This is a genomic window from Priestia sp. USM5 (assembly GCF_058323215.1).
This window is the reverse complement of the sequence record NZ_JBSGKN010000001.1, coordinates 563940-583781: the sequence shown is the minus strand read 5'-3', so window position 1 is coordinate 583781 and position 19842 is coordinate 563940. Positions and strand designations below refer to the sequence as shown.

Below are 19842 nucleotides of genomic sequence, written 5' to 3'. Positions count from 1 at the left end.
AATTCAAAAAAAACCAGCCTTTTGGCTGGTTTTCATTATTTTTTTCCTAAGTTTCCGACAAATTCCGAGAGCGTTTTCAATTCTTTATCTGAACCTTTGAAAACACCTTTTGGCATATTGCCTTTACCATTTTTTGCGATATTGGCGATTTCTTCAGGAGATAAATCAATTCCTGTTAAAGCCGGAGCCGCAGGGCCTCCCTGTAAATTATCACCATGACAGGTCAAGCACGTTTGCTTTTGCATAATTTTGTAGCCTTCTGAATTTTTGTCAATCGCTACTTCTTCTCTAATTTTCCCTTGCTCTTCACGTGCTTTCCAATCTACCTGTGTCGCTGACTGCCACGTTAGGAAAAAGACTGCTGCTATAGCCAGAAGCATGAATCCTGTCGCAAACGGTCTCTTAGCCGGTCTTCTTTCTGGTCCCCGATCAATGAAAGGAGCAAGCATTAATGCGCCAAATGCAATCCCAGGAATAATAAATGCACCTATAATATTATATGGACCAGAAGCAAATGAATATTTAAGCAATTGATATAGGAACAAAAAATACCAGTCGGGAAGAGGCAAGTAGCCCGTATCAGTCGGATCGGCAATACGTTCAAGCGGAGATGGATGAGCGATGGTTAAACATAAATAACCAATTAAAAAAACTGCTCCTACCATCCATTCTTTTAGTAAAAAGTTTGGCCAGAATGCTTCTGTTTTCCCTGGAAATTCAGAGTAATCTTTTGGAATATTGGGTTTTCGTTCTGCAGGAACACGTGAATCTCCAACAAACTTCATCCCTTTACCACGATGCATGTTCTCCCTCCTTTTTCTCACTGTTCTAGTGAAAGTACTAACAACGGAGTATGTGCTTGATGCATATGATGACTAGTGTGATTGACTAATTGAATAAAGCGTATACACTTTTATAGTGGTCCTGAAATTCCTTGTTTACGAATCATTAAGAAGTGGGCACCCATTAAGCCAAGCAGGGCTCCGGGTAAAAAGAATACGTGAATGGCGAAAAAGCGAGTTAGTGTTTGAGCACCAACGATGTCTGGATGTCCTGAGAGTAATGTCTTCACTTGCTGGCCTATAATTGGTGTGGATTCAGCAATTTGCAAACCTACTTTCGTTGCAAATAGCGCTTTCATATCCCACGGCAACAAATAACCTGTAAAACCTAAACCTAACATAACAAAGAAAATTAACACACCCACAATCCAGTTTAACTCGCGGGGTTTTTTGTATGCTCCTTGGAAGAAAACACGAAGTGTATGTAAAAACATCATGACGATAACCAAACTTGCTCCCCAGTGATGCATACCTCGAACAATTTGTCCGAAAGCGACTTCATTTTGCAGATAATAAACGGATTCCCATGCATTTTTTATATCTGGTACATAATACATGGTCAAAAACATGCCTGATAAAATTTGAATAACGGTAACAAAAAACGTCAATCCACCAAAACAATACACAAATGCTGAAAAGTGATGTGCAGGATTTACGTGTTCTGGCACTTCATGATCGGCCACATCTCGCCATAAAGGAGTAATATCTAGCCGTTCATCCACCCAGTCATAGATTTTATTCAACATTTTCTATGCCCCTCCTTGTGGTTTGGCTTTTCCTAGATATACCGTACCGCCTTTTACCTTTTGAACGTATACATCTAACGGTCCCATCGGTGGTGTCCCCGGTACATTTTTACCGCTTTTTTCATACATTCCCCCATGACAAGGGCAGTAGAAACGATGTGGATAGTTTTTGTCACCAGCCCAGTTAACCGTACAGCCTAAATGCTTACAAATTGGTGACAGCGCGACGATTTCACCTTTATCAGTTTTGTACACCCAAGCCGATCTTGGTTCTTCTGATTTATGCCACGCATCCACTTGCTTGATTTTAAAATCGACACGTTTCGGCTCTTTTGTAATGTCTTTAACCTGCGCTACAGCTACTAAATCCTGACCCGCTTCTTTTTCCAAAATTGGATCTACTGCAAAGCGCACCATTGGCATTAACATTCCAGCAGCCATAAATCCCCCTACACCAGTGAGCGTATAGTTTAAAAACTGTCGTCTTGATACCCGATCACCCATGCTTTTCCCCCCTTTAAAAAAGTTCAGTCCAGAGAATTTTGGACACATGATGGACCATTCTATTAAACTAGGACATAATCATGATATATTAATATTTCTGGAAGGTCAATACAATAAAAACCTAAAACATGGAAATAATCTTTATTTTTCTAAATTTTTCGTCATTATTTTGTTTGCGCTTCCATTGCTTATTCTACAGCCTTTTTAAACACTCCATTTCTCTACAAAAATCGGCAGGAGCTGTTGGACTTGTTCATGTATGAGCGTATACTTATGCGAGTCGTCTATATGCTCAAGCGGTAAAGCAGGTATCCAAATGCAGTGAGCTCCTATTTCTTTTTCATACTGCAGCCAATCTCGGTCGCTAGTAAGCACAAAAAGATGTTTGACTTCATTGTCATTTATATGCTCATTCCAACGAAGTAATGTTTCATAAACAGCAGCTACTCCATCTTTTTTTAAGTATGTAAAACTAGGTGTTAAAATCACTCTTCCTTTAAATTGTCTCTCTAACTCTTCAGTAAGAGCAGTCGTATATTCACTCATAGATGCAGTAAGCTTTAAATCTTCTCCGAAATCAATGGGAATGAGTGGAACCAATACGGTATCAACATAACTTTTGGATTGTAAATACACATCCATTTCCTTCGCCTGCAGCTTCAACTTTCTTCTCCTCTCAGCAAGCTTGCTAAGGCTTGTCTTATTTATTTTTCAAACTGAATAAGGAGATAAAAAAAGAGATTGACCTTTTTCTAAGAAGCTAGCCAATCTCTCGTTTATCTACTGTACATAATGGTTATTTAAATATTCGCTTAAGCGCTGAAATTCCTCTTTATCATTTTCATCTAATGCTTTATCAATTAGTTCCATGATTTTTGATCGTTGAAATTTCTGAATAGATTCTTCCAATATTTGCTCAGCTAATACTCTGTCTTTTTCATTTGTTTGATTAGCTTTTGGCATATACGGATTGTCTTCCAGTACAGCCACATATTGAGGCGATGAATACAACGATCGGAAGTTTAATTGAATATAAATGTCTTCTTCTCGATTCAAACGAATATCATGAAATGATTTTTCTGCATCGGTTGTCATGATATTTTCTTTATAAAAACGAAATGGAGGGTCTTCCACACAGTGCGTAGACATCACCATCCCGCGAGGACAAAACTGTGCTTGCTCAACGAAGTGAACTCGTTTCATCAATTGATCATGGCTCATCAAATAATTTAAAATCCATACACATTCTCTGCGCTTCAGCTGATAATTCGTTAAAAACCAGCGAACAAATTCTTTTTTCTCGTTGACAGTAACAGGGGTCGTCATATTCTCACTTCCCTCCTCTGTGTTTAAACTCTCAGTTAAAACACCTTTTACAGTTATTTATTCCACACGGCAGCAATAAAATCCTCTGAACTATTATTTATTCTTCTAATTGAAATAATATGTCTTGAATTTCATCTACTGTTGGATCCATGGCTAATAAAGCTTGGAAAATCCCCTTCGCTTTCGAGCGCTGTCCTTCTTCTAATAAGAAATAGCCATACTCTTCTAAAAACGCATACTCTTCTTTAAAAACAGTATATGCAGATTCGTAGTATTTTAGCGCTTCTTCATAATTTTCTAATTCCTGATAAGCTTTTGCTAAATCCCATTCAAAATGAGGGTCATGCTCATTATATTCTTTGGCATGCTCGATATTCTCTACTACATCTTCATATCTCTCTTGACTCATATAAAGTTTAGAGAGAGTTAAAATAGCTTCAATGTACCCTGGATCTAGTGCAATCGCTTGTTGAAACGCCGATTCAGCCTCTTCTTCTAGACCGCGCTTTAATGCTATTTTACCTTTAAAAAAGTAAAGTTCTTTTTGAAATTCATCCTGCGCAATACCTTCGTTGACAGCCACCGCAGCCTCTTCTAGCATCTCTTCATGTTCATATGACTTTGCTAAATATAAATAAAGAGAATGGTACTCACGGTCTAACTCTTTTAGTTCTGTAAACTTTTCAATAGCGGTCTGATAATGACCTGCTTGATACGCTGAAATCGCATATTCAAATAGTGTGTTAATCTCAAGCTTATCTTTTAACGCTTGATCAAAGTAAGGAAGCGCTTCTTCGAACTGGCCGATACCTGCTAGACTTTCAGCTAATCGCTGACGAAGATCCGTACCGTTAAATTCTTTTTCTGTTTTTAGCAGCGTTTGATAAAAAGGAATTGCCTTTTGATAAATTCCTTGACTGCTGTAAAATTCACCGAGCCCAAAATCGATAACCGGCTCATTTGGAAGCATTTTTTTCGCTTCCATTAACTTTTGCTCACTTACTTCACTAAGGCCTTGCATTTGATATAAGTCAGCTACAAGAAGCAGAGCTGGCACATAATTATCGTCTTCGCTGCTAATTTGATTTAAAATATGAATGGCTTCTTCTTCTTCTTCTAAATCAATGAGCATTTCAGCTTTTAATAAATACAGCTCGCCTTCTTCTGGGTATTTAGCGATGAGCTCGTCTATTAAAGGCAGCGCATCATTTACTAGTCCCCACTCCTGCAGCTGTTCAGCCATTAAAAACTTTTCTTCGTCTGTAGCTTTATCTTTCAATTCATGAATAAGGGCAAGACCTTTTTCAATTTCATTGGATTCTACGTAACCTATCGCGCGGTCTAGTTCTTTCACACACAATTCTCCTTTATTATTACATTCACTTTTTATATAAAAATAAAACGAATTAATTTTCTATTTTTCCAAACTCGAAGCAAGAACACATGCTTCTATACACAATGATAAAATAGTTTGAGCGTTTGTTCAACAAATCAATTTGAATACGCTTACATTTTTTTAGGTAAAAACGAGATTGAGACATGAAACCTTCGTTCACCATCTCAATAAAAAATCCGAACGAGTTTGATTTTTCATCAACAATATCAATTCCTCGTTCGGATTTCCCTTCAACCAAAATACGTTTGTTCCAGCCTCTTCCTTATTGGCTTAGCTCATCAAGATCTTCAAAAAAAGTAGGGTAGGAGACGTGAATGGCATCACTTCTCTTTAGCGTTACCTCTCCCGTTGCAATGGCTGCTGCGACCGCAAGCATCATTCCAATTCGATGATCTCCGTAGCTGTCTACTTCCCCGCTTTGTAAAACCGTCTTGCCTTCGATAATAAGTCCATCAGGTGTTGGCGTAACAGAGGCACCCAGCTTGCTTAGCTCGGTTGCAACCGTATCGATGCGGTTCGTTTCTTTTACTTTTAGTTCTTCCGCATCTTTAATCACCGTTTTCCCAGTTGCCTGAGTCGCCAAAAGAGCGATTACCGGAATTTCATCAATTAAACGAGGAATTAAATCGCCCCCAATTTCAATCCCTTTCAACTGAGACGTTTCAATCGTCAAATCGCCAATAGGCTCTCCATTTTGAATACGTTCATTGGAAATTGTAAGGCGTGCACCCATTTGCTGAAGCACATCAATAATACCTGTTCTTGTAGGATTGAGTCCGACGTTTTTCAAAACGATTCGGCTGTTTGGAACAATGGCTCCTGCAACAAGAAAGAATGCAGCTGAAGAAATGTCTCCAGGGACGTACACATCCGTTCCGCGCAGGGATTGTCCCCCTTCAATACTTACAGTCGTTCCATCTACCTCTACGTCTACTCCAAATGCGCGAAGCATACGCTCGGTATGGTCGCGTGATGTAAAAGGCTCGGTTACTTTTGTTGTGCCTTCGGCATGAAGTCCCGCTAGTAAAATCGCCGATTTTACTTGTGCACTTGCTACAGGAGAATGGTAATGAATTGCTTTTAATGCTCCTCCTCTAGTAGATAAAGGCGTATATTGGCCATGCTCACGCCCATCAATCTTTGCACCCATAGAGCGCAGCGGCACCGTAACACGGCTCATTGGACGCTTGGCAATCGACTCATCTCCAATTAGAGACGTATGAAATGGCACACCGGCAAGAATCCCCAGCATTAAACGAGTAGTTGTTCCTGAATTTCCTACATCTAAGATGGAAGTAGGTTCACTTAATCCTTCGATACCTTTACCTTCCACTTCAACATACTCGCCTTCTCTTTTAATCGATACGCCCATCTTTTCAAAACAAGAGATGGTACTTAAGCAATCTTCACCTGCTAAAAAATGATTAATCGTAGTTTTCCCTTCTGCCATCGCTCCGAACATCACAGCTCTGTGAGAAATCGACTTATCCCCGGGAATAGAAATTTCTCCTTGAAGAGATGAAAGATTCGTTTTTAATGGTTTTCCACTCATTTCATTCACACCTTTCGTACATTAAGAAATAAACGTCTGATATTGATGCTGATGGAGACACGCTCTTGCCCGCTTTCTATCTTCCTCTGTTTGAAAGCTCAAACGTAATACTCCGTATATATCTTCTCGTGTTTCTAAAATTCGAATGTTTGTAATACTGATTTCATCTTCTGCTAAATAACCGGTTACTTCTGAGATAATACCCGGATAGTCAGGAACATCCACATAGAGGTCATAAAAGGATGGAATCGCTCCTTTGGTTCGTACAGGAAGCTGATCTCTAAATTGTTTCGCTTGTGAAAAATATGTATAGATATCATTCGCATCTTTTCGTTCGATCATATTTCGCACGTCGTTCATTTCTTCAAGCCAGTGGTCAAACATTGAAAGAAGCGCATCCTGGTTATGAAGCAAAATATCTCTCCACATCGCTGGACTGCTTGAAGCAATACGTGTAATATCACGAAACCCTCCAGCCGCAAGCTGCGAAACTAGCTGATTGTCTTGTTGGTAATATTCTGCTTGATGAACAAGGCTTGCAGCAATAATATGTGGAAAATGGCTAATGACACCTGCTAATTTATCATGTTCTTTTGGTGACATTACAATAATTTTAGCTTTTGTACCACTTAGCAATTCCTTTAAGCTGTTTAAAGCCTCCGAAGAAGTAGAAGATGAAGGTGTTAATACATACATTGCATTTTCAAATAAATGAGCTTTAGAAGCAGCTACTCCGCTTTTATGAGACCCCGCCATTGGATGACCCCCGATAAACTCAATGCCTTTAGAAATAAGAGCCTCGGCTGTCTTCACTACTTCTTCTTTTGTACTTCCTACGTCTGTTACGATGACAGACTGTTTGAGCGTAAAATGTTCGAACTGTTTTAGCACTTCCGCTGCTTGGGTGACTGGAATGGCAATAACAATATAATCCGCTTGCTCAGCGCCTTGTTGCAAAGAAGAAGCCGCTTGGTCAATTACGCCTAGAGTTTTAGCGAGCTCCAGCTGCTCTTGATTAATGTCAAAACCTATTACATCAAGATGATGATGCGTCTTTTTTATATTAAGTGCAAGAGATCCTCCAATTAATCCTAGGCCTATAACAAAAACATTTTCTTTCACTTTCCTTCACCTCATTGTGCATATGAAGATGAGAGTGTGAAATCACACTCTCATCTTTTACTATATTAGGTATTAAGCTTTCGCCGTTTCTTGGTTAACAAACTGCTGAAGCAATTCAATGATTTGTTCATTTTGTTCTTTTGTTCCCACCGTAATACGAACGGAAGTTGGGAAGCCTAATGCATTCCCTGAACGAACGATAAATCCGCGCTCCAATAAAAATTGAAACACTTCATCGCCTTGACGGCCAAAATCAATTAGAACAAAATTAGTGAAAGAAGGATAATAGTTTAAGCCATTCTTATCACAGAAAGCATAGTACTGCTGCAAACCTGCTTCATTTTTCTTTTTGCACTCTTCAATGAACGCTTGGTCTTCAAGAGCAACGATTGCTGCTTTTTGAGCCATGCGGCTTGTATTAAAAGGTTCGCGAGCCGGCTCAATTTTTTGTAGCAATGATTCGTTTGCAATACCGTAACCAATACGCAAAGAAGCTAAGCCGTATGCTTTTGAAAATGTGCGAAGTACAATTAAGTTTTCGTATTCATTCAAAAGCTCTACCGTATTCGGATAGTCGGCTTGATCTGCTGCATACTCAAAATACGCTTCATCCATAACGATTAACGTATGCTTAGGAACTTGCTTCATAAAGGAAATTAACTCATCGCCCTTCACATACGTTCCCGTTGGATTATTAGGACTGCATACCCATACAATTGTCGTATTTTCATCAATTGCACGAAGCATAGCATTTAAATCATGATCTCCGCCGCGCAGCGGTACTTCACGAATTTCTGCACCTTCAATTACGGCATTGTGCTTATATTGAGGAAATGATGGCGTTGGCATGACAGTGTTTGTATCAGCCGATAGTAAAGCTCGGCAAATAATTTGAATGACTTCATCAGACCCATTTCCAAAAATCAGCTGATCTTGCTCTACACCTACGTGTTTTGCTACTGCTGCACGCAGTTCAGCTGCATAACCGTCTGGATAAAGCGCCATATTTTCAATTTCTGCAGCAATCGCCTCTTTTACTAAAGCAGAGCTGCCGTAAGGATTTTCATTGGATGCTAATTTTACAACGCGATCTAAATTAAATTCACGCTTCACTTCTTCAATTGGCTTACCTGGTTTATATGGAGATAAAGTTAGTAATTGTTCTTTTACCTTCACCGTGTTACACCTCGCATTTTTGTATAGGCGAAACGATGGATGCAACATACTCCTCAATTTGATTTAATCCGTCTCGGCGTGTATCCTTATTTAAAAGAACTTCTTCAAGCTGGCCAATTTTATTAACAATTGCACTTCCAATTACAATGCCGTCGCTGTGTTCTTTTAATATCTCTACTTGTTCGCTTGTTGAAATCCCAAAACCGACGGCAACCGGTATAGAAGCTGCTGCTTTCACATCTTCTAAAAAGGTGCCAATATCAGCCGGCAGCGTAGAGCGAACCCCAGTAACGCCTAAAGACGACACGCAGTATAAGAAGCCCGTTGCATCTGCAGCAATTTTTTGAATACGCTCTTTAGATGTAGGAGCAACCATTGAAATGTACGCAACTTCATTTTCAGCGGCAAGCTCCCGGATACGGCCACTCTCTTCGTACGGTAAATCCGGAATTAGCACTCCATCTATTTCATTTTCTCGCATTAACGCGAAAAAGGATTCTAAACCTAATTGTAACACAGGATTAAAATAGGTAAAGAGAATTACCGGTATTTTCACACCTTTTTTTCTCATCACCGATACAAGCTTAATAGCTTTTGAAATAGACATACCGCCAGATAAAGCTCTTTTGGACGCCTCTTGAATAATCGGACCATCTGCTAAAGGATCGGAATACGGTACGCCCAGCTCTAAAATAGAAGCACCTTGCTTTTGCAAAGACAAAGCAATCTCCACCGTTGCATCTTCATGAGGATCTCCTGCTGTAATAAATGGAATAAATAATGTTTCATGTTTAGGTAGTCTCGCTTCAAACGTATTCATGTTCTTCTTCCTTCCCTTCTAGCAAGTTTACTAATGTATGAACGTCCTTATCTCCTCGACCTGATAAGCAAATTAAAATGGTTTCTTCTTTCGTCATGCTTTTAGCCAGTTCAAATGCTTTTGCCAGCGCATGGGCGGATTCGATAGCCGGGATGATTCCCTCCGTTTTCGCCAGCAGCTGAAGAGCTTCGATTGATTCATCATCCGTTACACTTTCATATTCTACTCGTCCAATAGATGAAAGGTGAGAATGCTCTGGACCGATACCCGGATAATCCAAACCTGCTGAAATAGAATAAGGCTCTGTAATTTGACCATTTTCATCTTGAAGTAAATACGTGAGCGTTCCGTGGATAACACCTTTTGTGCCTTTAGCCATTTTAGCAGCATGAAGAGCTGTATTTAGTCCTTTCCCCCCTGCTTCTACTCCAATCAAGCGTACATGTTCTTCTTTAATAAAATCATAAAACATACCGATTGCATTACTGCCGCCTCCGACGCATGCCACGACAGCATTTGGAAGTTTTCCTTCTACCGCTGTAAACTGTTCTTTTGCTTCTTCTCCAATAATTTTTTGGAAATCTCGAACCATTTTAGGATAAGGATGCGGTCCAATTGCCGAACCAATTAAGTAAAAATGATCTTCACAGTGTTGAACCCAGTAGCGGATTGCTTCATTTGTTGCATCTTTTAGCGTTTTTGTTCCAGAAGTTGCAGGAATGACTTCCGCGCCTAGAAGCTTCATGCGAAAGACGTTCAACGCCTGACGTTCAATATCTTCTTCTCCCATGAATACTTTACATTCCATTCCGAACTTTGCAGCTACTGTAGCTGTGGCTACCCCGTGCTGACCCGCTCCTGTTTCAGCAATAATTTTTGTTTTGCCCATCCGTTTAGCAAGTAAAATCTGTCCAATGGCATTGTTGATTTTGTGAGCACCCGTATGATTTAAGTCTTCACGTTTCAAATAAATTTTTGCCCCGCCGAGTGTTTCGGTAATATTATCAGCATATGTTAAAGCCGTTGGTCGCCCTGAGTAATTGACGAGTAAGGATAGATACTCATCTTTAAATGCCGGATCTTTCATTGCTTCATTCAAAGCTGCTTCTACTTCTTCAAGTGGTTTCATTAATGTTTCAGGTACGTATTTTCCGCCAAATTCACCAAAGCGGCCAAATTCATCAGGGTGATTGTATGTCATAGTATGATCTTCCTTTCAATCTCTATAATTTTTGTATAGTCCTTCGTTCCATTTGTTTCAATACCGCCAGAAATATCAATCGCCCCAGGCTTGTAGGGTAACAAGTTCTCAATGTTAAAAGCATTGATTCCTCCAGCAATAAAGCATTTTTTACCTAACTTTTGTGCAGCTGATTCATACTGAGGAACGAAGCTCCAATCAAAAGCGACGCCCGTTCCTCCGAATTGTTCTTTAACCTTGCTGTCAATTACATAACCGTCAGCTTCTTCATATACATGCATTTGCTGCAGCGTCTCGTTATTGTGCGGGAGTGCTTTCCATACTTCATATCCACGCTGCTTTAACTCACGTACTTCAGCAGCAGTCTCTTGCCCGTGGCACTGAATCACATCTAAATTTGTCACGGAGGCAATTTCAAGTATTTGATCCACCGGTGTATTGACAAATACCCCTACTAGCGAGACTTGTTTTTTTATTTCATCCGTTACAAACTCATTTACTCGTTCAGGCTTTACATATCGTTTACTTTTAGGGTAGAAAATAAAGCCAATGTGAGTAGCAGCCGACTTTTCGATTAAAGCTATATCTTGTTTTGATCGAATACCGCAGTACTTAATAAGCATATTCACTTTCCCCAAACAGCTTTTTAATCGCTTTGGTTTGATTATCCTGTCTCATAAGCGATTCTCCTACTAAAATAGCTTTTGCTCCGGCTTCTTTTACGTAGGAAACATCATCGTATAAGTAAATCCCGCTTTCACTTACTAAAAGCTGATCTTTCGGCACGTGCTTAGCGATTTCTTTTGTCTGCTGCACGCTGGTTTCAAACGTATGAAGATTTCGATTATTAATCCCGATAATCTTCGGTGTAAATACAGCTAACAGCTGTTCAAGCGTTTCTAAAGAATGCACTTCTACTAAACAATCTAACTCTTTTTCAGTAGCTTGAAGATAAAGCTCTTGCAACTTTAATGGTTCAAGTGCTTCTCCGATGAGTAAAATAGCATCGGCACCGATTCTTGCACTTTCTTCCACTTGAATGGAATCAATGATGAAATCCTTACGAAGCACAGGAATAGAGACATGCTGTTTAATATCACTTAAAAACGTTCGGTGTCCTTGAAAATAGTGCTGATCCGTTAACACAGACAAAGCATCTGCTTTTCCTTCCTCGTAGGCTTTAGCAATTTCCACAGGCTGAAAATTCTCCTTTATTAATCCTTTGGAAGGAGAGGCTTTTTTTACTTCTGCAATAAGAGCCAGCTCTCGATTTGGATTTGATAAAGCTTCTAAAAATGATCGTTTTGTAACATTTTGCTGTTCGGGTAACTGTAGGTTTTGAATTTCTTCTTTTTTTGTTTCAATAATTTTATTGAGCATGTTCAACCACCTTTTTCGATTTCAATCGTTGTAATTGCGTGTATGCAGCACCTGATTCAATTGTTTCTAAAGCTACAGCTACTCCTTCTTCAAAAGTAGAAACGTTTCCGCTAACGTAAATAGCTGCAGCAGAGTTCAACACGACTGCATTTTTAGCAGTTACATTACTTTTATTTAAAAATAGCGATTCAATGAGATCTGCACTCGATTTCGCGTCTTCTACCACCAAGTCTTCAAGCTTACCTCTCTGTAAGTGTACATCCTCTGGTGCAAGCGTATATTCTGTAATAACATTGTCTTGCACTTCTACAATATCCGTTACATCCGTAGCACTAATTTCATCCAAACCGTCCCTGCCCGCAACGAGAAGAACGTGGTTAGCTCCCAGTACAACAAGGGCTTCTGCTAATTTCCGTGCAAGCTCAATAGAATAAACGCCAATTACTTGCTTTGTGCAATTAGTAGGGTTTGCTAACGGACCTAATGCATTAAAAACGGTTCTAAACCCTAATTCCTTTCGAGTAGCAGCAACGTGCTTCATAGCAGGGTGATAAAGCGGCGCAAATAAAAAGGACATGTTGAGGTCAGACACCGCATTTTTCACTTCTTTTTCATTTCCTTGAATCCATATATCCAGATGTTCTAACACGTCTGCACTTCCGCTTTTAGAAGACACCGCGCGATTCCCATGTTTCGCAACCTTTACTCCAGCAGCAGATGCCACAATCGCACTAGCCGTCGAAATATTAAACGTAGAGGCGCCGTCTCCTCCCGTACCGCACGTATCTACTACGTTTAATTCTTCTAGAGAAATAGCATTCATATTGTTTTTCATCCCCCGGACAAAACCAACAATTTCATCGACGGTTTCTCCTCGGTACGTTAAAATGGTTAGCACGCTAGCAATTTGAGCTGCCGGGACTTTACCGTTCATAATATCATTCATAATTTTTTCTGCTTCTTCCGCTGAAAGTGACTCGCCGCGCAAACACTTTTTCAACAATTCTTTAAACATATACATCCTCCTTTTTATCGTAGATGTCTTGAGCTAATTGAATTGTTTTAATTAAAGCGCTAGCTTTATTGCGGGTTTCTTTCCACTCAAGCTCCGGTTTTGAGTCAGCAACCACTCCTGCTCCAGCCTGTATATAAGCGGTTTGGTCTTTCAAAAGAATGGTACGAATTGCAATGCACGAATCAATGTTTCCATCAAATCCGAGATATGCTACGGTTCCTGCATATACATTTCGCGCAACTGGTTCAATTTCATTTAAGATTTGCATCGCCCGCACTTTTGGAGCGCCAGATACGGTACCCGCTGGAAATGCAGAAAGCAGCGCATCAATAGGATGTACTTTTTCATCTAGGCGTCCTGTCACTTTAGAAATCAAGTGCATGACGTGCGAAAAGTTAACCTGCTGCATTAATACCGGCGTTTGGACACTTCCATACTGTGCAACTCGGCCGATGTCATTTCTTGCTAAGTCCACGAGCATATAGTGTTCTGCCCGCTCTTTTTCATCGTTAATTAAGTCTTCATACAAGCGCGCATCTTCTTCTGCATCTCTGCCGCGTCTTCTCGTTCCTGCAATTGGATGAATTTCTAAATGGCCGTTTTCAATTTGAATCAACCGCTCAGGGGAACTTCCGATCAATTCCACTCCCTTTACTTTCACGTAAAATAAATAAGGAGATGGATTAACTAATCGCAATACTCTGTAAATATCAAATCCAGCTACGGTCGTATCAATTTGAAATCTCTGCGACAATACGGCTTGAAAAACATCTCCGCTTTTAATGTATTCCTTAATTTTTTCCACATCTTGCACAAATTTATCTTTTTGGTATGACGATGTCACGCCTTCAAAGCTAACTTCGCGCTGCTCGCTTTCAAACATCATCGGCTTTTCTTTCACCGTCTGCGCTATTCTTTCAACATATCGATTGATCTCTGCTAGAGCTTCATCATGTTTTTCTTTTTTCTGCTGTTCTTTATCTTGCTCATCAAGCTGAATGTAGTGAATCACCATAAGCTCTTTTGTTTGGTGATTATAAGCGAGCATCGTTTGACAATAGATAAAGTGAAAAGTAGGCATGTTCAAATCGTTTTGGGCATGTACGTTTACTTTTTCAATTTGCGATACTGCGTCGTAGCTGATAAATCCTACTGCTCCTCCTTTAAAAGGAAGTGCAAGGTCTGGTACTTTCACTTTCAGCTCTTGCTGAATTTTACAAAATACCTCTTTAAAGCTGTCTCCTTGCAGCACAGGTTGAAGCTGCTTGTTTTTTGCTAGATAGGTTCCGTTCTCTTCTTCTACATACAAAAACGGATTCAAGCCAATAAAAGAATAATTGGACCATGGTGATGATTCATCATTGCTTTCAAGCAAATATACAGCTTCATCTTTTACTTGCTGAAAAAGATCAACAGGTGTCATGCTATCGATAAATATTTTTTTTATGATTGGAATGGTTAAATACTTTGTAGAGTCTTCTAAAAAAGAAGTATACGTGTTCGTCATATCTTTCAATCCTCCATTTCATGGAGAATGAGAATAGATGAGGTTATATAAAAGAGGATATAATAAATAAACCCAAAGACACATCAAAAATGGGCCTTTGGGTATACGAATGGTAAAATTCACTCAACTAAACTCTGCTCAACTGTCTCATTCTCGTCTACCCTAATCTCAACTAAACTGTCTATTTTTTTCTCATAACTAAAATCTCTAAACTAACTTGTTACCAATTGTAGTACGTTTCAAATTCATTTGTCAACTACTATCTACTTGGCTTTTGAAGAAACTACGCTTGAAGCTCTTCATTCAGCAGCTTAAGAATCACTTCATCTTCTACTTGTTGAACAAAAGGTTTTCCTACGCCTTCAAGCAGTACCATATGAACATTGCTTGATTTGGACTTCTTGTCTGCTTTCATTCTCACGAGCAGCTTTTCAGCTGAAAGGTGGTTTGGAACAGACGTCTCATAGCCAAATTTTTCAAACCATTTCGCAATTTCAGCTACAGGGAACTCGCTTTTCCCAAGCGTATTGCTGACTTTCATAGCAAACAGCATCCCAATGGCTACGCCTTCTCCGTGACTGATTTGTCCATAGCCGCACTCTGCTTCGATCGCATGACCTAACGTATGTCCAAAGTTCAGGTGAGCGCGAACGCCAGCTTCTGTCTCATCTTCTTTTACAACAGATGCTTTGACTAAAATACCGCTTTGAATAGCATAAATTAATTTTTCATCTTGTAAATCAGTCAGCGATTGTATATTTTGCTGAAGCCATTCATAAAATGCTTCATCGTGAATAAAAGCATGTTTAATCACTTCTGCAAAACCAGAACGCCACTCTCTTTCAGGAAGCGTTTTAAGAAGATCAATGTCATAAACAACCGCTTCAGGCTGATAAAAAGCGCCAATCATATTTTTTCCAAGCTCATGATTAATGGCTACTTTACCGCCTACAGCACTATCGTGAGCAAGAAGCGTCGTTGGCACTTGAATAAACGAAACCCCTCTCATGTATGTAGCGGCTACAAATCCAGCTAAATCGCCAACTACCCCTCCGCCGAAAGCAATAACGAGCGCATTGCGGTCAAGCTGCTGCTCGAGTGCAAAAGTCTGACAATCGTAGTAATGTTGAAATGACTTTGCGTGTTCACCGCTTGGTACTACGTATTTAGCCACTTTAAACTGCGTCTCAATCGCTTTTACAACCGCTTCTCCATAATATGAATCTACAGCTGAATCAGTGATGATTAACACCGACGACAGATTAGGTTTTACACTCTCAATAATAGAAGGCAGCTTTTCAATTAATCCATTTCCTAAATAAAGAGGATATGTTTTGGATAAAGTTTGAATATCAATTTGCAACATTAAAACTCCCTCGCATGTACACGCATTTTCTCAATATTTTCAGCAATTAAATCAATTCGGTCTTGTCCAAACTGTTCGATTAGCGCATCAGCCAATTCCCAAGCTACAACGGCTTCTGCTACAACGCTTGCTGCCGGCACAGCACAGCTGTCTGAACGTTCGATGCTTGCCTCGAAGGCTTCTTTCGTTTCAATATCAACACTTTTTAACGGCTTGTAAAGCGTTGGAATAGGTTTCATTACACCACGTACTACAATTGGCATACCTGTTGTCATGCCACCTTCAAAGCCGCCTAAGTTGTTTGTTTTACGGGTATATCCATTCTCTTCATCCCATAGAATTTCGTCATGAACTTCGCTTCCTGGTCTGCGAGCCGCTTCAAATCCAATCCCAAACTCAACGCCTTTAAATGCATTAATGCTCATAACAGCTGCAGCAATCTTCGCATCTAATTTACGATCGTAATGGACATAGCTGCCCACTCCTGCTGGCACGCCTTCAATAATAACTTCTACTACGCCTCCGATCGAATCGCCGTTTTTCTTAGCATCATCGATTGCTTGCATCATGTCTTTCTCAACAGCTGAGTCAAAACATCTTACTGGAGAAGCTTCAGTGACTTCTTGAAGTTCCTCTAAGCTTTTGTATTGAGGAGGATTTGCCTGTACGCCGCCAATTTCTAATACATGTCCAGCTACAGAAATCCCGAACTGAGCAAGGATTTGACGAGCCACAGCACCTGCTGCTACCCTTACAGTTGTTTCACGAGCTGAAGAACGTTCTAATACATTTCTCATATCGCGATGACCATATTTAATAGCGCCGTTTAAATCGGCATGCCCTGGTCTTGGTCTTGAGATTTTACGCTTTACTTCTTCTGATTCTTCTTCAGAAATTGGCTCGATGCCCATAATTTTTGTCCAGTGTTTCCAGTCGTTATTTTCTACCGCTAACGTAATAGGAGATCCTAGCGTATAGCCGTGGCGAACACCGCTTAAAATTTCCGCTTGATCTTTTTCAATTTGCATACGTCTTCCGCGACCATGACCTTTTTGTCTTCGCGCTAAATCTGTATTGATGTCTTCGGCTGTTAAAGGAAGCCCTGCGGGAACACCCTCTAAAATAGTAGTCAACTGTGGACCATGTGATTCTCCTGCTGTTAAATATCGCATAATCGTACCTCCGCTTAATATGTATTATTCGTCAGAATTTTTCCATTTTTAAATATGACTATACCATACTATAACATAAGAATATATAAAAAGTTTCACCTCAGCTTGTAAGAAATCGCTTCAGGTTATCTCAATTAAATGGTCTTTACTTTTCTGTAAAAAAACGTATCAGCCGTTTCAAACCCATACTTTTGCGGAGTGAAAATCTGCTCTGTGCTCCCTACAAATAAGATGCCTCCAGGTGCTAAAGCTCTGCTAAACTTTTCATATAAAGCATGCTTTGCTTCATCGGTAAAATAAATAAGCACGTTTCGACAAACAATCAAGTCAACGTTTTTAGGAAAAGAGTCTGACAGTAAGTTATGTTTTTGAAAAATAACTGTTTTTTTGATTTTTTCATCTAATAAGTACCCGGTTCCTCTTTGTTGAAAGTACTTATTTTTCATCGAAACAGGCATTTCCTGAAGTGAACGTTCATCATAAAAGCCTATTTTTGCTTTTTCTATCACTTTTTCATCCAGATCGGTCGCCAATATAGAAATACGCGAAAGCGGAAAAAATGTTGATAAAACCATCGCTAGTGTATACGGCTCTTCCCCTGTTGAGCAGGCAGCGCTCCACACTTTCAGATCTGATTTTCCTTTTACAAGAGTCGGTAAAATTTTTTGCTCCAATATATCCCACCGCTGATAGTTGCGATAAAACTCTGACACGTTAATCGTCATCCGATCTAAAAACTCCTCAAGCAGTTCGTTGTTACTGTTCATTGCTCGATAATATTCAAAAAAACTAGAAAAACCTTTTTTTTCATACAGCGAGGTGAGGCGGCGGTGCATTTGAGACTGCTTATATAGTGATAAATCAATGCCTGTTTTTGTTTTTATTTTCTCCACAAACGCGTCGTATTCATCTATCATTTTTGACTCTCCTTTCTCATTCCTATACGTTTATGTTAGACGTATAAAGAAATAAAACCTTTATATACGCTTATCTTCTTATTAATATATCGGAATACATTATGAAAATGTTTATGCGGGGAAATCTTTGCACTTAATAGCCTAGAAGCCTGTTTATACACACAATAAAAAAGACGAATGAAAATTCATTCGTCTTTTTGCGCTATCTAAATTAGTAAATCCAAGCGTCTGCGTCTTTTTTATAGAAAGTCAGCTCTTCACTTTCAAAGAATAAGCTGATTTCACGCTCCGCACTTTCTGGTGAATCTGAGCCGTGAATAATATTCTTATCCACAATCAGTCCATAATCACCTCGAATAGTTCCAGGAAGCGCTTCTTGAGGGTTAGTTTTCCCCACCATTTGACGTGATACTGAAATCACGTTTTCACCTTCCCATACCATAGCAAAAACTGGACCTGATGTGATAAATTTCACTAACTCACCGAAGAAAGGTTTCTCTTTATGTTCACCATAGTGTGTTTCAGCTAATTCCTGCGAAATATGCATAAGCTTAGCTCCAACTAATTGAAAACCTTTTTTCTCAAAGCGAGAAATAACCTCACCAATAATGCTTCTTTGTACCCCGTCTGGTTTGACCATTAAAAACGTTTTTTGTATCATTTTACTCTCCACCCCTGAAGTTCATGATATGTAAACAAGTTTTGAAAGCGCAATCACACCTCATGAAGATATTAACATTGTTTCGAGCAGTTTACAACTTATGAAAGTAAATAAATCAAAATTTCCGTTTTCCAATGTACTTCGCAATTTGATGCAGCGTTTTTTTCGCCTTGTTTGGCGGCAGTTCTTCTAAAATGCTCATCGCTTTTTGCAGATAACGATCGCTCATCTCAAATGAACGTTCAATGGCGTTAGAAGATTTAATATCAGAAATAATTTCATCGATCAGCTCTTGCTCATATTCCCTCTCGAAAAGCTGTTCTACTTTATCTCGAAACTCAGCATTTTCAATGGCATACAAAACTGGCAGCGTAATATTTCCTTGCAGTAAGTCGCTGCCAACTGGTTTCCCAAGCTGTTCTTCTGATGAGATAAAATCTAAAATGTCATCCGTAATTTGAAATGACATTCCCACGTAATATCCAAACCAAAATAAACGTTTATGTATATCTTCAGGAGCTCCCGCTGCAATTGCGCCTAACTGACAGCTTGCAGCAATTAGCAGTGCCGTTTTACGTTTAATTCTACGCAGATACACGCGTAAGTTTTGGTTTAGGTTGTATTTGTCCTTAATCTGTTCAATTTCACCGAGCGTTAATTCCACCATCGTATTAGATAAAATTTTATGTGCTTCCACATCTTTAACCTCACTCATAACTTCAAGTGCACGAGCAAAGATGTAATCCCCTGTATACATAGCAATACGATTGTCCCATTTTGCCTTAATTGTTGGTTTTCCCCGTCGCTTATCAGCGTCATCAATAACATCATCATGAACAAGAGACGCCATATGAATCAGCTCAAGCGCTACTGCCACATGTTTGATTTGGTCGATATTGTAATGCCCAAATTTAGCTGCCAACAAAACAAATACAGGGCGAATTCGTTTCCCCCCTGCTTGTAAAAGGTGAAGAGAAGCATCTGTGATAAGTGTTTCATCGGTATGAACAGTTTGTTCAAGTTCTTTCTCAATAAGGGTAATATCCGTATTCAAAAAAGCGTACATCATTTTTAGTTTCATTGGACTCACCTTGCATTATATATTCATTCTTTACTCCTTATCCTACAGGCTGTTGCAC

At 39.5% G+C, this 19842-nt stretch carries 20 protein-coding genes; all 20 read right to left on the bottom strand.

Annotation, left to right across the window (positions count from 1 at the left end; translation table 11 throughout):
• Positions 1-35: 35 nt before the first annotated feature.
• Positions 36-803 (bottom strand): menaquinol-cytochrome c reductase cytochrome b/c subunit, encoded by a 768-nt coding sequence (locus ACWATA_RS03055; RefSeq protein WP_034270862.1) that lies wholly within the window; start codon positions 801-803, stop codon positions 36-38.
• A gap of 110 nt (positions 804-913) precedes the next feature.
• Positions 914-1588: a menaquinol-cytochrome c reductase cytochrome b subunit gene (gene qcrB, locus ACWATA_RS03050; protein WP_013058992.1), complete on the bottom strand. Its 675-nt coding sequence runs from the start codon at positions 1586-1588 to the stop codon at positions 914-916.
• Positions 1589-1591: 3 nt separating this feature from the next.
• Positions 1592-2092 (bottom strand): QcrA and Rieske domain-containing protein, encoded by a 501-nt coding sequence (locus ACWATA_RS03045; RefSeq protein WP_473049570.1) that lies wholly within the window; start codon positions 2090-2092, stop codon positions 1592-1594.
• A gap of 204 nt (positions 2093-2296) precedes the next feature.
• Positions 2297-2755 carry a YpiF family protein gene (locus ACWATA_RS03040; RefSeq protein WP_028411494.1) on the bottom strand — a complete coding sequence of 153 codons (459 nt, stop codon included), beginning with the start codon at positions 2753-2755 and terminating at the stop codon, positions 2297-2299.
• Between the two features lie 117 nt (positions 2756-2872).
• Positions 2873-3418 (bottom strand): ReoY family proteolytic degradation factor, encoded by a 546-nt coding sequence (locus tag ACWATA_RS03035; RefSeq protein ID WP_013058996.1) that lies wholly within the window; start codon positions 3416-3418, stop codon positions 2873-2875.
• 97 nt (positions 3419-3515) lie between these two features.
• A complete protein-coding gene (locus ACWATA_RS03030; RefSeq protein ID WP_205689540.1) occupies positions 3516-4778 on the bottom strand; it encodes a tetratricopeptide repeat protein in 1263 nt (420 codons plus the stop codon).
• Positions 4779-5076: 298 nt separating this feature from the next.
• The gene (aroA, locus tag ACWATA_RS03025; protein ID WP_033579753.1) at positions 5077-6366 is read right to left on the bottom strand and encodes a 3-phosphoshikimate 1-carboxyvinyltransferase; all 1290 of its coding nucleotides are present in this window, start codon (positions 6364-6366) and stop codon (positions 5077-5079) included.
• A 21-nt stretch (positions 6367-6387) separates the two neighbouring features.
• On the bottom strand, positions 6388-7488 hold the full coding sequence (locus tag ACWATA_RS03020) for a prephenate dehydrogenase (RefSeq protein ID WP_028411498.1): 1101 nt from the start codon (positions 7486-7488) through the stop codon (positions 6388-6390).
• A gap of 72 nt (positions 7489-7560) precedes the next feature.
• Positions 7561-8664: a histidinol-phosphate transaminase gene (hisC, locus tag ACWATA_RS03015; protein WP_033579752.1), complete on the bottom strand. Its 1104-nt coding sequence runs from the start codon at positions 8662-8664 to the stop codon at positions 7561-7563.
• A gap of 4 nt (positions 8665-8668) precedes the next feature.
• Entirely contained in the window at positions 8669-9484 is an 816-nt protein-coding gene (gene trpA, locus ACWATA_RS03010; RefSeq protein ID WP_047749878.1) for a tryptophan synthase subunit alpha, read from the bottom strand.
• Entirely contained in the window at positions 9471-10685 is a 1215-nt protein-coding gene (gene trpB / locus ACWATA_RS03005) for a tryptophan synthase subunit beta (protein WP_047749877.1), read from the bottom strand. The genes trpA and trpB overlap by 14 nt, the downstream gene beginning before the upstream one ends.
• On the bottom strand, positions 10682-11308 hold the full coding sequence (locus ACWATA_RS03000) for a phosphoribosylanthranilate isomerase (protein WP_063248556.1): 627 nt from the start codon (positions 11306-11308) through the stop codon (positions 10682-10684). The genes trpB and ACWATA_RS03000 overlap by 4 nt, the downstream gene beginning before the upstream one ends.
• On the bottom strand, positions 11298-12065 hold the full coding sequence (trpC, locus tag ACWATA_RS02995; RefSeq protein WP_473049569.1) for an indole-3-glycerol phosphate synthase TrpC: 768 nt from the start codon (positions 12063-12065) through the stop codon (positions 11298-11300). The genes ACWATA_RS03000 and trpC overlap by 11 nt, the downstream gene beginning before the upstream one ends.
• The gene (gene trpD, locus ACWATA_RS02990; protein ID WP_473049568.1) at positions 12055-13080 is read right to left on the bottom strand and encodes an anthranilate phosphoribosyltransferase; all 1026 of its coding nucleotides are present in this window, start codon (positions 13078-13080) and stop codon (positions 12055-12057) included. Before trpD ends, trpC begins: the two co-directional genes overlap by 11 nt.
• On the bottom strand, positions 13073-14587 hold the full coding sequence (gene trpE / locus ACWATA_RS02985) for an anthranilate synthase component I (RefSeq protein ID WP_028411503.1): 1515 nt from the start codon (positions 14585-14587) through the stop codon (positions 13073-13075). The genes trpD and trpE overlap by 8 nt, the downstream gene beginning before the upstream one ends.
• Positions 14588-14870: 283 nt before the next feature.
• Positions 14871-15953, bottom strand: coding sequence for a 3-dehydroquinate synthase (gene aroB / locus ACWATA_RS02980; RefSeq protein WP_028411504.1), 1083 nt, complete (start codon positions 15951-15953; stop codon positions 14871-14873).
• Entirely contained in the window at positions 15953-17125 is a 1173-nt protein-coding gene (aroC, locus tag ACWATA_RS02975) for a chorismate synthase (RefSeq protein ID WP_028411505.1), read from the bottom strand. Before aroC ends, aroB begins: the two co-directional genes overlap by 1 nt.
• Positions 17126-17259: 134 nt before the next feature.
• On the bottom strand, positions 17260-18042 hold the full coding sequence (locus tag ACWATA_RS02970; protein WP_033579750.1) for a CheR family methyltransferase: 783 nt from the start codon (positions 18040-18042) through the stop codon (positions 17260-17262).
• Between the two features lie 211 nt (positions 18043-18253).
• Entirely contained in the window at positions 18254-18703 is a 450-nt protein-coding gene (gene ndk, locus ACWATA_RS02965) for a nucleoside-diphosphate kinase (RefSeq protein ID WP_013059010.1), read from the bottom strand.
• A gap of 115 nt (positions 18704-18818) precedes the next feature.
• Positions 18819-19784 (bottom strand): heptaprenyl diphosphate synthase component II, encoded by a 966-nt coding sequence (hepT, locus tag ACWATA_RS02960; protein WP_028411507.1) that lies wholly within the window; start codon positions 19782-19784, stop codon positions 18819-18821.
• Positions 19785-19842: the final 58 nt, after the last annotated feature.